Origin of the sequence: Streptococcus sp. 22.1 (assembly GCF_016648645.1) — a bacterium.
In the GTDB taxonomy this organism is placed as follows: domain Bacteria; phylum Bacillota; class Bacilli; order Lactobacillales; family Streptococcaceae; genus Streptococcus.
The window spans coordinates 36,100-51,823 of the sequence record NZ_JACLQK010000010.1 but is presented as its reverse complement, the minus strand read 5'-3'; the positions used below and the strand labels follow the sequence as shown (position 1 = coordinate 51,823).

At 42.5% G+C, this 15,724-nt stretch carries 14 protein-coding genes and 2 tRNA genes; all 16 read left to right on the top strand.

Annotation, left to right across the window (positions count from 1 at the left end):
- The first annotated feature begins 79 nt into the window (after positions 1 to 79).
- The 16 genes from H7U04_RS06545 (at position 80) to H7U04_RS06470 (ending at position 15,605) form a co-directional block, all read left to right on the top strand.
- Positions 80 to 874, top strand: a complete 795-nt coding sequence (locus tag H7U04_RS06545; RefSeq protein WP_002884689.1) for an HAD-IIB family hydrolase — start codon at positions 80 to 82, stop codon at positions 872 to 874.
- Entirely contained in the window at positions 867 to 1,685 is an 819-nt protein-coding gene (locus H7U04_RS06540) for a Cof-type HAD-IIB family hydrolase (protein WP_002884514.1), read from the top strand. The genes H7U04_RS06545 and H7U04_RS06540 overlap by 8 nt, the downstream gene beginning before the upstream one ends.
- Positions 1,686 to 1,695: 10 nt before the next feature.
- The gene (gene ftsY, locus H7U04_RS06535; RefSeq protein ID WP_060971840.1) at positions 1,696 to 3,069 is read left to right on the top strand and encodes a signal recognition particle-docking protein FtsY; all 1,374 of its coding nucleotides are present in this window, start codon (positions 1,696 to 1,698) and stop codon (positions 3,067 to 3,069) included.
- A 232-nt stretch (positions 3,070 to 3,301) separates the two neighbouring features.
- Positions 3,302 to 3,931: a guanylate kinase gene (gene gmk, locus H7U04_RS06530; protein ID WP_002884259.1), complete on the top strand. Its 630-nt coding sequence runs from the start codon at positions 3,302 to 3,304 to the stop codon at positions 3,929 to 3,931.
- 20 nt (positions 3,932 to 3,951) lie between these two features.
- Entirely contained in the window at positions 3,952 to 4,266 is a 315-nt protein-coding gene (gene rpoZ, locus H7U04_RS06525) for a DNA-directed RNA polymerase subunit omega (protein ID WP_002886855.1), read from the top strand.
- Between the two features lie 142 nt (positions 4,267 to 4,408).
- Entirely contained in the window at positions 4,409 to 6,805 is a 2,397-nt protein-coding gene (locus H7U04_RS06520; RefSeq protein WP_201059437.1) for a primosomal protein N', read from the top strand.
- Between the two features lie 17 nt (positions 6,806 to 6,822).
- Complete coding sequence (gene fmt, locus H7U04_RS06515; RefSeq protein ID WP_073685671.1) at positions 6,823 to 7,758, top strand: methionyl-tRNA formyltransferase; 936 nt, start codon at positions 6,823 to 6,825, stop codon at positions 7,756 to 7,758.
- On the top strand, positions 7,748 to 9,070 hold the full coding sequence (gene rsmB / locus H7U04_RS06510) for a 16S rRNA (cytosine(967)-C(5))-methyltransferase RsmB (protein WP_073685670.1): 1,323 nt from the start codon (positions 7,748 to 7,750) through the stop codon (positions 9,068 to 9,070). The genes fmt and rsmB overlap by 11 nt, the downstream gene beginning before the upstream one ends.
- 43 nt (positions 9,071 to 9,113) lie before the next feature.
- A complete protein-coding gene (locus H7U04_RS06505; protein WP_037603112.1) occupies positions 9,114 to 9,851 on the top strand; it encodes a Stp1/IreP family PP2C-type Ser/Thr phosphatase in 738 nt (245 codons plus the stop codon).
- Positions 9,851 to 11,725 (top strand): Stk1 family PASTA domain-containing Ser/Thr kinase, encoded by a 1,875-nt coding sequence (gene pknB / locus H7U04_RS06500; protein ID WP_073685669.1) that lies wholly within the window; start codon positions 9,851 to 9,853, stop codon positions 11,723 to 11,725. The genes H7U04_RS06505 and pknB overlap by 1 nt, the downstream gene beginning before the upstream one ends.
- 145 nt (positions 11,726 to 11,870) lie before the next feature.
- Entirely contained in the window at positions 11,871 to 12,629 is a 759-nt protein-coding gene (locus tag H7U04_RS06495; protein WP_198463717.1) for a potassium channel family protein, read from the top strand.
- A gap of 162 nt (positions 12,630 to 12,791) precedes the next feature.
- Positions 12,792 to 13,490: a cell wall-active antibiotics response protein LiaF gene (liaF, locus tag H7U04_RS06490; protein WP_073685667.1), complete on the top strand. Its 699-nt coding sequence runs from the start codon at positions 12,792 to 12,794 to the stop codon at positions 13,488 to 13,490.
- A complete protein-coding gene (locus H7U04_RS06485; RefSeq protein WP_002891418.1) occupies positions 13,487 to 14,497 on the top strand; it encodes a sensor histidine kinase in 1,011 nt (336 codons plus the stop codon). The genes liaF and H7U04_RS06485 overlap by 4 nt, the downstream gene beginning before the upstream one ends.
- On the top strand, positions 14,487 to 15,131 hold the full coding sequence (locus H7U04_RS06480) for a response regulator transcription factor (protein WP_002891417.1): 645 nt from the start codon (positions 14,487 to 14,489) through the stop codon (positions 15,129 to 15,131). The genes H7U04_RS06485 and H7U04_RS06480 overlap by 11 nt, the downstream gene beginning before the upstream one ends.
- A 301-nt stretch (positions 15,132 to 15,432) precedes the next feature.
- A tRNA-Gln gene (locus H7U04_RS06475) sits at positions 15,433 to 15,504 on the top strand.
- 29 nt (positions 15,505 to 15,533) lie between these two features.
- Positions 15,534 to 15,605, top strand: a tRNA-Glu gene (locus H7U04_RS06470).
- Positions 15,606 to 15,724: the final 119 nt, after the last annotated feature.

Genomic DNA, 15,724 nt, shown 5'->3' with positions numbered 1-15,724 from the left:
TTCTTTGGCTTTTCCCAAACTTATATTCCTATTTTTGGTACAATAGGGGCAAGTATATTCGACCTGAAGGGAGATTATTTTGAAAATTTTAGCAACAGATATGGATGGTACCTTTCTAGACCATCTTGGTGCCTATGACAAAGCACGTTTGGATAACCTTTTGGATGCTTGTGAAGCTAAAGATTATGTTTTTACCGTAGCTTCTGGCCGAGCCCTCTTGGCCTTGGAGGAGCTTTTTGATGGGTTTGTGGACCGTATTGCGATTATTGCGGAAAATGGGGCCTTGGTTCAGTACAAGGGTGAGGTCTTGTTCGAGTCCAAGCTAGAACCTAAGGATTATTTGCAAATTGCAGATACAACTTTATCCCTGCCAACTTGTGAGGGAATTCTTTTGTCAGGCCGTCGTGGTGCCTATGCACCAAATGATGCAGATCCAGCCTATCTTAAGGCCATGGAACGTTACTATGAAAATGTCATGGCAACGGACCTTGAAGCGGTCACAGATGATATTTTCAAGGTAACTGCTAAGTTCCAAGGAGATACCATCATGGAACGTGGTGACTACCTCAACACGATTTTTGAGGATATGACAGCTGTGACAACTGGCTTTGATTCTATGGATATCATCCTTAAAGGTGTGGACAAGGGCTTTGGTCTTTACCATCTTTGCCAAGAGTTGGGGCGTCAGGCTTCAGATGTTGTAGCCTTTGGTGATAATCTCAATGATATGGAGATGTTGACCTTTGCGGGTCGTGCGGTTGCTACGGAAAATGCGCGTGATGAGATTAAGGCAGTAGCAGATGAGGTGATTGGTCACCATAAAGATGGTGCAGTCTTTGACTACATGGAAGGATTGGTGGGCTCAGATGTCTGAGATTAAATTACTAGCCTTGGACCTAGATGGAACCCTCTTTACTAAGGATAAGCAAGTAACAGCTGAAAATAGAGCTGCTCTGAAGGCGGCAGAAGCTAAGGGAGTTCATGTGGTCATTACGACTGGTCGTCCTCTGCCAGCTATTACTCATATCTTGGAAGATTTGGGCTTGTTGGATGATAAGCACTATAGTGTGACCTTCAATGGTGGCTTGGTTCAGCGTAATAATGGGGATATTCTCATAAAGAAAGAGATGAGTCGAGAAGATTTAAAGCAGATTTATGCTGTCTTCGAACCTCTAGGGCTCCCTATGGATGTCATCAGTGATGGCATTGTCTATGGTGTGCCAAGTAAAGGCAATCATTCTCTCTATCGTCAGGCTAACCCTACCTTGACCTTCGTTGATGTGGAGAGTATTGATGACATTCCTGAAAATATCGTCTATAATAAGGTAGTTACGGTCTGTGAGGAGGCATTTTTGAATGCCCAAATTCAAAAACTACCTAAACAGCTATACCAGAATTTTGAAGTTTTTAAGTCTCGTGAGATTATCCTTGAAGTCATGCCGAAAGGGGTTCATAAAGCTGTAGGCTTGAAACTTTTGTCTGATTATCTTGCCCTTGATAAAAGTCAGGTTATGGCTATGGGAGATGAGGAAAATGACTTGACCATGTTGGAGTGGGCTGGTCTTGGTGTAGCTATGGCAAATGCTGTTCCTAAGGTTAAGGCTGTTGCCAAGGCAGTAACGACAAAAACTAATGAGGAATCTGGAGTGGCTGAGGCCATCCACAAATATATTCTAGAGAAATAAGGAGAACCAAATGGGTCTATTTGATCGATTATTTGGACAAGAGGAGAACCAGTCACAGGAAACTGTAGCAAAACAGGAAATTTCAGAAACTGAGGCTCTTGATAATCAAGACTTGTCAACAAGTGAAGAAACAAGTGAAAGTCAAGCAGAACAGCTCAGTGAGTCAGAGACTCAAGTAGAAGAGATTTCGTCTACAGAATCTGTTGAAGAAAGCGAAGTAGCGTCTGATGAAGACCTTTCTGTTGATAATCAGGCATCAAGTGAATCAGAGGGCGTATCAGAGTCAGAAGAAAGCCAAGTCGCTGTGGATAACCACTTCGCAGATGTCATGGCTGATTACTATGCTAAAAAGGCTCAGGTAGCTGCTGCTGCAGAAAAAGGTGAAACGGTTACTTTTGAGGCTGTTCAAACTCGTAAAGTTGAGGAAAAACCTGAAGAAGTTCAGGCTTCAAAAACTGAAACAGAACAAGAAAAATACAATCGTACCCTTAAGAAGACGCGTACAGGTTTTGCTGCTCGCTTGAATGAATTCTTTGCGAATTTCCGTCGTGTTGATGAGGAGTTCTTCGAAGAATTGGAAGAAATGCTGATTCTTTCCGATGTTGGTGTTAATGTTGCAACGCAATTAACGGAAGACTTACGTTATGAAGCCCGCCTTGAAAATGTCAAAAAGACTGAAGATTTGCAACGCTTGATTATCGAAAAACTTGTGGACATTTACGAGAAGGATGACGTCTATAAGGAGCAGATTAATTTCCAAGATGGTTTGACAGTCATGCTTTTCGTTGGTGTCAACGGGGTTGGTAAGACAACGTCTATCGGTAAGTTAGCGCATAAATACAAACAAGAAGGCAAAAAAGTCATGTTGGTAGCTGCCGATACCTTCCGTGCAGGAGCGGTTGCTCAGTTGGTTGAGTGGGGACGTCGTGTTGATGTGCCAGTAGTGACTGGTGCTGAGAAGGCTGACCCAGCTTCAGTGGTCTTTGACGGTATGGAAAAGGCTCTTGCTGAAGGAGTTGATGTCCTTATGATTGATACTGCGGGTCGTTTGCAAAATAAAGACAACCTTATGGCAGAGCTTGAAAAGATTGGTCGTATTATCAAACGTGTGGTTCCAGAAGCACCTCATGAAACCCTCTTGGCCTTGGATGCATCAACAGGTCAAAATGCCCTTAGTCAGGCTAAGGAATTTTCAAAAATCACACCTCTTACAGGCCTTGTCTTGACTAAGTTGGACGGTAGTGCCAAGGGTGGTGTGGTTCTAGCCATTCGCCAAGAGTTGGATATTCCAGTGAAGTTAATTGGTTTTGGTGAGAAAATTGATGATATTGGTGAGTTCCATTCAGAAGAATTCATGCAAGGTCTCTTGACTGGTTTGGTTTAAAAGAGTGTTTAAAAAGAGTGAGTACTGGGAAAAGGGATTCACTCTTTTTAATGGTGTCCTCACCTTGAAAAAAGTCACTTTTATTGGTAAAATAGTAAGGAAAAACGCATGCTTTGAAAAGTGAGCTGTAACTTAATCACTGAACAACCCCTAAGCCGTGGAAAGAAACTCCTAGTTCCTGTTTTTACGGTGAGTTATAAGAAGATTTTTAATCTTAGTTTAAGGAGAAGACATGTCTGAACGTGGACTTTTGATTGTTTTTTCAGGACCTTCTGGTGTCGGAAAAGGAACTGTTCGTCAGGAAATTTTTTCAACACCTGACCATAAATTTGAATACTCAGTGTCAATGACCACACGTGCCCAGCGTCCTGGTGAAGTTGATGGGAAGGATTATTTCTTCCGTTCACGTGAGGAATTTGAAGAGCTTATTCGTAATGGTCAAATGTTGGAATATGCTGAGTATGTAGGTAACTACTACGGAACACCTTTGACTTATGTCAATGAAACCTTGGATAAAGGTATTGATGTTTTCCTTGAAATCGAGGTTCAAGGTGCCCTTCAGGTTAAGAAAAAGGTCCCAGATGCTGTCTTCATCTTTTTGACACCACCGGATTTAAACGAGCTTCAAGAACGTTTGGTTGGTCGTGGGACAGATTCTGAGGAAGTTATTGCTCAACGTATCGAGCGTGCGCGTGAAGAAATTGCTCTCATGAGCGAATACGATTATGCCATTGTTAATGACGAAGTGCCTTTGGCTGCTGAGCGTGTCAAACGTGTTATTGAAGCAGAACACTTCCGAGTTGACCGTGTGATTGGTCGCTATCGTAATATGATTTCAGAAAAGAAATTATCAGATAAATAAATTAGAATAGGTATAGAATTATGATGTTGAAACCCTCTATTGACAAACTTTTGGATAAAGTGCCTTCAAAATATTCATTGGTTATTTTGCAAGCCAAACGTGCTCACGAATTAGCCGCTGGTGCTGAACCAACTCAAGAGTTTACGTCAGTAAAACCAACCCTTCAAGCCCTTGAAGAGATTGAATCTGGTAATGTGACTATCCACCCAGATCCAGAATCTAAACGTGAATTGGCACGTTTGAAAGTGATTCAAGCACGTCTTGCTGCTGAGGAAGAAGAACGTAAAATCAAAGAACAAATCGCTAAAGAAAAAGAAGAAGGCGATAAAATCTAAAATCAAAGTCTTGCTTTGGTTTATGAGGAGAGAGGAGCTGAGGCATAGTGTCTCAGCTTCCTTCTTTATGACGATAATAGACAGCTCATATTTTCTTGAGCTTGGAAGATACTGGTCTTAAGGAAGTGACAGGAGGAAATTTATGGTTTTAGTAGCACATATTATTGTCGACGTTCCTCTGATGCAGACGGACAGACCTTATAGTTACCTGGTACCGGAAGCCATGCAAGAACAAATCGCCATCGGTATGCGGGTTCATGTGCCTTTTGGTAAAGGAAATCGTCTACTTCAAGGTTTTATTATTGGCTTGGAAGATCAGGAAAATTTAAGAGATCTTCCTGAACTAAAACCCATCGCTGAGCTTTTAGATTATGAGCCAGTGCTTAATCAGGAACAGCTGGATTTGGCTGATCAGATGCGACATACGGTCTTTTCTTATAAGATTTCCATCTTGAAATCAATGCTACCCGGTCTCCTTAATTCGCAGTACGATAAGGTTATCATGGCAACTGATAAACTGGGTGAAGAGGAAAAAGCGACTCTCCTTCAAGGGCAGAATCATATTCTTTTCTCGCAGTTGTCAGAGGTACAACGTCAAGCCATTCCTCGTCTGGTCCAGTCTGGGCATGTAACGGTTGATTACCTTGCTAAAGATAAGCAGAATATTAAGACTGAGAAGCATTATAGTGTTCAAAAGGGTATTCTCGAGACTTTGGCTATTTCGCAAAGGGCTAAGAAACGATTGGAGTTGCGAGACTTCTTGCTAGAAAAGAGTGGGTCTGGCAAGTTGACGGATCTCCACAAGCTTTTTTCACGAGATGTGGTTAAGTTTTTCATTGAAGCTGGTGCCTTGGTCATCACCGAAGTTGAGGTCAATCGTGCCGATAGCTACTTTGAAAAGGTAGAAAAGACAGATTTTCTTGAGCTCAATGCTCAACAGGCACATGCTGTTGAAAAAATGACGCACCAAATTGGACAAGGTGGCAAACCTTTCTTATTGGAAGGAGTGACGGGATCAGGTAAGACCGAGGTCTACCTGCATCTTATCGAGAGGACCCTGGCTATGGAAAAAACCGCCATTGTCTTGGTGCCAGAGATTTCCCTAACACCCCAAATGACCAATCGCTTCATTTCACGTTTTGGGGACTTGGTGGCGATTATGCATTCAGGCTTGTCAGACGGTGAGAAATTTGACGAGTGGCGTAAGGTTAAATCTGGTCAGGCCAAGGTTGTGGTAGGAGCGCGTTCGGCTATCTTTGCTCCTTTGGACAATATCGGGGCAATCATTATCGATGAGGAACATGAGGCTACTTATAAACAAGAGTCCAATCCTCGCTATCATGCTAGAGATGTTGCCTTGCTTAGGGCTAAGAGTCATGGAGCTGTGCTTGTCCTTGGGTCAGCAACACCCTCTATTGAGACACGGGCGAGAGCTCAGAAAGGGGTTTACCATTTTCTTGAGTTGACACAAAGGGCTAATCCTAATGCTAAAATTCCGCAGGTGGAAGTGGTGGACTTCAAGGATTTTGTGGGCCGTCAAGAGGCGAGTAATTTTACGCCACCTCTTTTGGAAAAAATCAGGGAACGTTTGGCACGTAAGGAACAAGTCGTATTGATGTTGAATCGTCGTGGCTATTCCTCTTTTGTCATGTGTCGAGACTGTGGCTATGTGGATGATTGTCCGAATTGTGATATTTCACTGACCTTGCACATGGATACCAAGACCATGAATTGCCACTATTGTGATTTTCAAAAAGCAATACCACATGTCTGCCCTAACTGTCAGAGTCGTCAGATTCGCTATTATGGGACTGGGACACAAAAGGCTTATGACCAGTTAACGGAACTCTTGCCAGAAGCCAGAGTGATTCGTATGGATGTTGATACGACACGTAAGAAAGGTGCTCACGAGAAACTCTTAGAGACTTTTGGAAATGGTAAGGCTGACATTTTGCTTGGGACTCAGATGATTGCCAAGGGCTTGGATTTCCCAAATGTTACCTTGGTAGGGGTCTTGAATGCAGATACATCGCTTAATTTACCAGATTTTCGTTCGGCTGAGCGTACCTTCCAACTTTTGACTCAGGTGGCTGGTCGTGCTGGTCGTGCTGACAAGGAAGGGGAAGTTATTATTCAAACCTATAATCCTAGTCATTATGCCATTCGGTTTGCGCAACAACAGGATTATGAAGCTTTCTATGCCTATGAGATGGGGATTCGACGTCAGTTGGCCTATCCGCCATATTTTTATACGGTAGGAATCACGCTTTCTCACAAGGATGAAGAGTTTGTCGTCCGCAAGAGCTATGAGGTTATGGCTTATTTAAGAGAGTACTTGTCAGACAAGGTGACCTTCCTGGGGCCAACGCCTAAGCCTATTGCCCGAACACATAACCTTTATCATTATCAGATTATTATCAAATACCGTTTTGAGGATAACTTGGAAGAAACGCTTAATAGGGTCCTTGACATGACTCAGGAACCTGAAAACAAGGACCTGCGTTTGATTATCGATCACGAACCTCAGAATTTTACCTAATCTAGAAAAGGAAGAATATGACAAAATTAGTATTTATGGGAACGCCTGCCTTTTCAGCGACTGTGCTGGAAGGACTTTTGACAGATGAGCGTTACGATATTGTTGCTGTGGTGACGCAACCAGACCGTGCTGTCGGCCGTAAAAAAGAAATTCGCATGACACCGGTCAAGGAAGTAGCCTTGGCGCATGACTTGCCAATTTATCAACCGGAAAAATTGTCAGGGTCAGAAGAAATGGCGCAATTGATGGCGCTTGGTGCTGATGGGATTGTTACTGCAGCTTATGGACAATTTTTACCAAGCAAGTTGCTTAATAGCATGGATTTTGCGGTGAATGTCCACGCTTCTCTCTTGCCAAAATACCGTGGTGGGGCACCTATTCATTATGCCATTATCAATGGGGATGCAGAAGCAGGTGTGACAATTATGGAAATGGTCAAGGAGATGGACGCTGGTGACATGGTTAGCCAAAAGTCCTTGCCAATTCTTGACGAGGATAATGTTGGTAGCATGTTTGAAAAATTGGCCGTCTTGGGTCGTGACCTTTTGCTCGAGACCTTGCCTGCCTACATTGCTGGAGAAATCAAACCTGTTCCTCAAGATGCCAGTCAGGTAACGTTTTCGCCAAATATTAGTCCAGAAGAGGAGCGCCTTGATTGGAACAAGCCGGCTCGTGACATCTTCAATCAAATCCGTGGCATGTATCCATGGCCTGTGGCACATACCTTGCTTGACGGCAAACGTTTCAAGATTTATGAAGCGGACTTGGTAGAAGGCCAAGGACAGGCTGGTCATATCATTGAAAAGACCAAGAAGAGTTTGGTAGTTGCGACTGGTCAGGGAGCCATTTCACTTAAGACAGTTCAGCCTGCTGGAAAGCCTCGTATGGCTATTGCTGATTTCCTTAATGGGGTCGGACGCAATCTTGAAGTAGGTGATGCATTTGGCCAATGATTGGAAAAAAACAGCCCGTGGACAGGCACTTGAAGTCTTAGAAGAAGTCTTCCAGGAAGGAGCTTACTCAAATATTGCTCTCAATGCCCATCTGAGCAAGTCGCATCTGACAGATAAGGACAAGGCCTTGGTGACGGAAATTGTCTATGGGACCGTGGCTCGTAAGATTACTTTGGAGTGGATCCTAGCCCATGTCATCGAGGACCGTGACAAGCTTGAACCTTGGGTCTATGACTTATTACTTTTGAGTCTCTATCAGTTGGCCTATTTAGATAAGATTCCAGCTCATGCGGTGGTTAATGATGCCGTTTCTATTGCCAAAAATCGTGGCAATAAAAAGGGGGCTGAGAAGCTGGTCAATGCGGTTCTTCGTAAACTATCTAGCCAGCCTTTGCCAGATCCAAGCACAATCAAACGTGTCAATAAACGCTATTCTGTTCAGTATTCTCTACCTGTATGGTTGGTTAAAAAACTTATCGACCAGTATGGAGAGGATCGTGCCCTTGCTATTTTCCAAAGCCTTTTTGTGAGAAACAAGGCTAGTGTGCGTGTAACGGATGCGTCACGTTTGGAAGAGATTGCGGAGGCCACTGGGGCTGAGTGTTCAGTATTATCCCCAGTCGGGCTTGTTAAGTCTTCAGGTTACTTTGCTGGGACAGATTATTTTAAAGAGGGCTTGTTGACCATTCAGGATGAGACCAGTCAACTGGTTGCACCAACTTTAGGGATTCAAGGTGAGGAAGAAATCCTGGATGCCTGTGCGGCACCTGGTGGTAAGACGGTACATATGGCCTCATATTTGACGAGTGGACATGTGACGGCGCTTGACCTCTATGATCATAAGCTTGCTCTTATCGAAGAAAATGCTCAACGTCTTGGATTAGCTGACAAGGTTAAGACTCAGAAATTGGATGCTAGTCAGGTACATCAAGTCTTCGCCGCTGATAGTTTTGACAAGATATTAGTGGATGCACCTTGTTCGGGAATTGGGCTCATTCGTCGGAAACCCGATATCAAATATAACAAGGATCTCCAAGACTTTGAGTCCCTTAAGGCTGTGCAGTTGGATATCCTATCCAGCGTTTGTCAAACCCTACGAAAAGGTGGTATAATAACATATAGTACTTGCACCATCATAGCAGAAGAAAATCAAGAGGTGATTCAAGCCTTTCTTGAGAGCCATCCTGATTTTGAGCAAGTTGCCTTAGACCATCCATGTAAAGACATCGTGGTCAATGGCTGTTTGGCAATTACCCCCGAACAGTATCTAACTGATGGTTTTTTCATCGCACAGTTGCGTAAAAAAGCTTAGGGTTACAGAGGAGGAAATGCTGACGCAAGTCAGAAAGAAAACTATGGAAATATCATTATTAACGGACATTGGCCAAAAACGGTCAAATAACCAAGATTTTGTTAATAAATTTGTCAACCAAGCTGGTGTTACCCTTGTCGTTGTTGCAGATGGGATGGGCGGACACCGTGCTGGAAATATTGCCAGTGAGATGTCAGTGACTGATCTTGGTCGAGACTGGATTAACACTGATTTTCGTGAGTTGAGTCAGATTCGTGATTGGATGATTGCTGCCATTGATGCAGAAAATCGTAAAATTTATGAACTTGGCCAAAACGAAGAATATAAGGGAATGGGAACAACTATCGAGGTTCTTGCCTTTGTTGATAATGCTGTGATTTTCGCCCATGTTGGGGATTCACGTATTGCCCTTATCCGTAATGGTGAGTATAAGCAATTGACGAATGACCATTCTTTGGTCAATGCTCTTATCAAGGCTGGTCAGTTGACCGAAGAAGAAGCAGCGGTTCACCCACAACGTAATATCATTACGCAATCTATTGGGCAAGCTGCTCCGATTGAGGCTGACCTTGGTGTTCAACAATTGGAACCAGGGGACTATATTTTGGCCAATTCAGATGGTTTGACCAACATGATTTCAGTCGAACAGATTGTTCATATTGTCAACAGCCCTGGTTTCGTCGAAGAAAAAACGAGTCGTTTGGTAGCTGCAGCCAATGAGGCAGGTGGACTTGATAATATTACCGTTGCTCTCATTAAGATAGAAAGTGAGGAAGGATAATGATCCAAGTTGGCAAATTATTTGCTGGACGTTATCGAATCCTTAAATCTATCGGACGTGGTGGTATGGCGGATGTTTATCTGGCTAATGACCTGATTCTGGATAATGAAAAAGTGGCTATTAAGGTACTTCGTACCAATTACCAAACTGATCAGGTGGCTGTGGCCCGTTTCCAACGTGAAGCGCGTGCCATGGCAGAACTCAGTCATCCTAATATCGTTGCTATCCGAGATATTGGCGAAGAAGACGGCCAGCAGTTCTTGGTGATGGAGTATGTGGACGGTTCGGACTTGAAGAAATACATTCAAGACCATGCGCCACTTTCTAACCAAGATGTTGTGCGTATCATGGGGGAGGTCCTTTCCGCCATGACTCTTGCCCATCAAAAGGGCATTATCCACCGTGACCTTAAGCCACAAAACGTTCTTTTAACTAAGGACGGTACAGCCAAGGTCACAGACTTCGGAATTGCGGTTGCCTTTGCAGAGACCAGTCTAACTCAAACGAACTCTATGTTGGGTTCTGTCCACTACCTCTCACCAGAGCAGGCTCGTGGATCTAAAGCGACTATCCAAAGTGACATCTATGCTATGGGTATTATGCTTTTTGAAATGTTGACAGGTCATATTCCTTATGATGGCGATAGTGCAGTAACCATTGCACTCCAACATTTCCAAAAACCACTACCATCGATTTTGGCAGAGAACCGTAACGTTCCCCAAGCTTTGGAAAATGTGGTTATTCGAGCAACAGCCAAAAAACTAGAAAATCGTTACAATAGTACTTTGGAAATGAGCCGTGACTTGGTAACGAGTTTGCATCCTAGTCATCGACGTGATGCCAAGGTAGTCTTTGATGATATGACGGATACCAAGACCTTGCCGAAGGTTGATCCAGTTCCATCAGCAAGTCTTGAGAAAAAGGCGGTTGCTGCTGAACCATCAGAGCCTACACCTGCTCCAAGTAAACAACCAAGGAAAAAAACGACACCAGCTAAGAAGAAAAAGAAGAAGAACTTCTTCTCAACCTTACTCAAGGTTTTTCTAGGACTTGTCTTTATTGGTATTATCATCTTTGCCTATTTAGTCTTTACCAATCCTGATAATGTCCAAGTACCTAATGTGGTCGGTCAGGAGTTGTCCATAGCTCAGACTAAAATTGAGGGTGCTGGATTTAAGGTAGGAGAAGTCAAAGAAGTGGAAGATGACTCTGTCGATACGGGTAAGGTCATCAAGACCGATCCTATAGCTGGAACCACACGAAAAGAAGGATCAAGCATTGATGTCTATGTTTCTTCTGGTAGTAAAGGTTTCGCTTTGAAAGACTACAAGGGTAAAAACTATAAGGATGCCATTGAGGACTTAACTTCGAATTATGGTGTTTCTGAGGACCAAATTGATATTCAGCATGTCGAAGACGACAGTGCTGAAGAGGGAGAAATCCTATCTCAAAGTCCAGGGAAAAACAAGTCTTTCAATCCTAAGGATAGTAAGGCTAAGATTAAGTTCCGTGTGGCAACTCCTAAGACAGTTACCATGCCTGATGTGACTGGTTTAACGGTTTCAACAGCAGTTCAAACCTTGAATCGTAAGAATATCTCAAGTAGTAGCATAGAGTACCACGACTATAATACTGGTGCTAAATTAGATAAGGATAAGATTCCTAGCAGTACGGAGGTCCTTTATCAAGATCCACAAGCTGGTACAAGTGTTGATGGTACAGTGATTCTCTATGTTTCGGTTGCAACAGCAAGTTCAAACCTTCAGTCTAGCTCAAGTAGTACGACACATTCGTCATCAACAAGCTCAAGTACTGACAGTACAACTTCAAGCACTGAAACCTCGACAGAGGCTACTCACACAGAACTACAATAGATTAAAAAACTTAGACATAATGAAGAGAGGTTATTTAATCTCTCTTTTTTGCTACCTAGAGATCTTGTCGATAGCCTAAAAAGCCTGCTTGCCAGAGGTCAGAGATTCTTTTATAATGAAGACATCACATAATAGGAGAGACGCTATGAGAAACCGTAGAAAACTGAGAAGGTATATCATTACCTACGATATTGTCATGACGGTCCTAGCCCTGATTTCCATTGGCTTGGTTATCTTTGATTTAGTTGGCTTAATTTCAATTGGAAGGCGACCTTTTAGAGTGATAGATCAGTCTATAACGCTCATATTTGCCATTGATTATGCGATTCGTTTCTCCTTAGCACCTCGTAAGCGAATCTTTGTTAAAGCACATGTGTTGGACTTGTTGGCTATTATTCCCTATAATGAAGTCTTTACCTTCCTCCGTTTTTCAAGAGTGGGACGCTTTGCCAGGTTGGCTAAACTCTCACGTTTAATTGGTTTGAGTAGCAAGCTCAAGCATATTTCCAATCGTATCAATCGCAGAAATGGCTTTTATTTTCTACTTTCGGTTAATAGTATTATCATTCTTATCAGTAGTGCTGTTATTGCCCGAGTAGAACACCATAATTTTATAGATGCTATTTGGTGGTCTGTAGCAACGGTGACTACGGTTGGTTATGGAGATATCGTCCCTAAAACGCTTGTAGGTAAGGCAGTCGCTGTTATTCTCATGTTTAGTGGGATTGCCACTCTAGGGTTGTTAACTAGCTCTCTTAATAATATTTTTGTGCGGTCAGGTCGTCAGACTGAACGAAAATTAGCCGAGCTTAAGAAAGAATTAGCAGAGCAGCGTGTCATACTGGAGGAAATCAGAAGTACAGTGCTAATGATAAGAAGCAAAATGGACGATACTGACGATTAAGATTTTTGAATGAAAGACTGTGTTTCCTGTAATGGAGGCACTTTTTTGCTTTCTTCTGCCCCTTTTCTATCTTGGTTACTCAGTGCTCAAACTGGGTCTTTTTGTCAATTACCTTAAAATTTGATAGAATGAAGCCTGTATACTTTTATTTGAGAGGTCCTTATGACCAAATTTAATTTTTTCTTAGTGGTGGAAGCCCTGCTTTTGACTCTGGGCCTGATTACCATTTTTAATAATGATATTACTAGTTTTATTTTCATATTGGTTTTAACCTTGTTAGCGGTTCGCTTTTTTAATAAAGAATCCAAAAGTGACTTTGTCTTGACCATCTGTTTGATCTCACTTTTTCTGGTTTCCATGTGGAATATCTATGTGGTGCTTGCGATTTTAGTGGGTGTGGCCTATGTCATGATTAACCATTTTTCACAGGTCAAGAAAAAGAATCGCTACGCTCTCATTCAATTCAAGGAAGACGACTTGGATCCTCAGGCTGTGCGAAATCAGTGGATTGGAACTCGGATGGAACCTGTCAGTGATCGCTATGACTTTGATGATATCAATATCATTCGTTTCTTTGGGACAGATGTGATTGATTTGACCCAGGTTATCGTCTCGGGGCGAGATAATGTTGTGATTTTGCAGAAACTTTATGGTCCGACGACTATCTTGGTACCAATCGATGTTTCCGTCAAGCTCAATATATCAGCGATTTATAGCTCTGTCACCTTCTTCAATGAAGATGAGTACGACCTCCGTTACGAAAGATTGACCTTGCAGGGGACGGAGTATGAACATGCTCATCGAACAGTGAAATTGATTCTCAATGTGGGAGCTGGACCAGTGGAGGTACGTCGCAAATGAAGAAACAGTACCTATTTTTGATTCTGATTTATTCAGTTGTCGTTCTGGTTGGCGTCACCCTAGTGGTTATGGATAGCTTTAACCTTAACTTTTCATTGGTTTTTGGTAATCTGTCTCAGGTCTTCCATTTCCTTTTTAACATGTTTTTTGTAGTTCTGAGTTTGCTCATTTTGCTTTATATTCTTTGGGCCATTGCCAATGATAACAGTATGCGATCAGTCAATCAGGATTTGCGCCGCATTATCAATAATCAACCAGTCAAACGTCAGGGAGATATTGAGTTAGACAAGAATATGATGCGTTTATCTCATAAGATGCGTAAATTGACTAAGGACTTGCAGAAAACTGAGAATGCCCAAGCTCTTCAAAGCCGTGATATTATTAAGAAGGAGCGAGGACGTATTGCTCGTGACCTTCACGATACCGTTAGTCAGGAGCTTTTTGCGGCTAGTATGATCCTATCTGGTGTTTCTCAGATGGCGGACCAGCTAAGTAAAGAAGATTTGCATAATCAAATTCAGGCGGTTGAGGCCATGCTGACGGACGCTCAAAACGATATGCGTGTCTTGCTTTTGCATCTTCGTCCGACAGAGCTTGAGAACAAGACCTTGCAAGAAGGCTTGCAGATGATTCTTAAGGAATTAACCGATAAATCCAATATCCATGTCGTCTACAAGGATATGGTTAAGAAAGTGCCTAAGCGTATTGAAAATAATCTCTTTAGGATTGCCCAAGAGTTTATCTCTAATACTCTTAAACACGCCAAGGCTAGCCAGATAGAGGTTTATCTCTATCAAAATAGTCAGGAAATTCAATTGAAAATGTTGGATAATGGTGTTGGTTATGATTTAAATGCGTCGACTGACGAGATGAGTTATGGACTGAAAAATATCCAGGAGCGTGTCGATGAAATGGCGGGAACTGTGCAGTTCCTATCTGCTACAGGTAAAGGAACATCTATTGATGTTCGTGTGCCGATATTAAGAGGAGAAGACAATGTCGAATAAGATAAATGTGATTTTGGTCGATGACCATGAGATGGTCCGTTTAGGCCTTAAGAGTTTCCTGAATCTCCAAGGAGATGTCGAAGTGGTTGGAGAAGCGAGCAATGGCCGAGAAGGTGTTGACCTTGCCCTGGAACTTCGTCCAGATGTCGTCGTAATGGACCTTGTCATGCCTGAATTAGATGGTGTTCAAGCGACTTTGGAATTGCTCAAAGAATGGCCAGAGGCCAAGATCTTGGTTTTGACTAGCTATTTGGACAATGAAAAAATTTATCCAGTCATTGAAGCTGGTGCTAAAGGTTATATGCTTAAAACTAGCAGTGCGGCAGAAATTCTCAATAGTATCCGTAAGGTTTACCGTGGTGAAGAAGCTATCGAAACAGAGGTGGACAATAAGATTAAATACCACGATAGCCACCCGGACCTACACGACGACTTGACGGCACGTGAACGTGATATCCTGGCACTTTTGGCTAAGGGGTATGACAATCAGACCATTGCTAACGAGCTATTCATTTCATTGAAAACCGTTAAAACTCACGTGTCTAATATCCTAGGAAAACTTAATGTTGATGACCGTACTCAGGCTGTCGTTTATGCCTTTAGACATCATTTGGTTTCACAGGATGATGAATAAAGTTATCAACTAACCTTGTTATTTAGAGGCTAGGGAGAGTTATCATAATTCTTACCCCTTACTCGGATTTTGCAAGTCAAATCTTTTGACTTTATTTCTAGTAAAACATATAATGAAGTCATCCTAAAACTTTTCTTTTTTCATATGAGGTTGAAGCGACCTCATATCATCTATCTAAGTTCGCTTAGATGATGAAATCTCCTAACTCCTAGCAATCGGTATTTCCGGTTGCTTTTTTTGAAAAAAGTTAAAAAAAGTGTTGACAGCCAACTAGTTTTTCTGTAGAATAATAAGAGTCTTTTGGGGTATAGCCAAGCGGTAAGGCAAGGGACTTTGACTCCCTCATGCGTTGGTTCGAATCCAGCTACCCCAGTTCTACTTGAGGGTAGAGACACAGATTATGGTCCGTTGGTCAAGGGGTTAAGACACCGCCTTTTCACGGCGGTAACACGGGTTCGAATCCCGTACGGACTATAAGTGCCAGCTAGAGAAAGCTGGTTTTTTTGTGTCCTTTTTGATAAAATAGAGGGGTTGACTGGCCTAGGCCAGACATTTTATACCACTTTAAAATCATAAATGACAAGACCTTGACC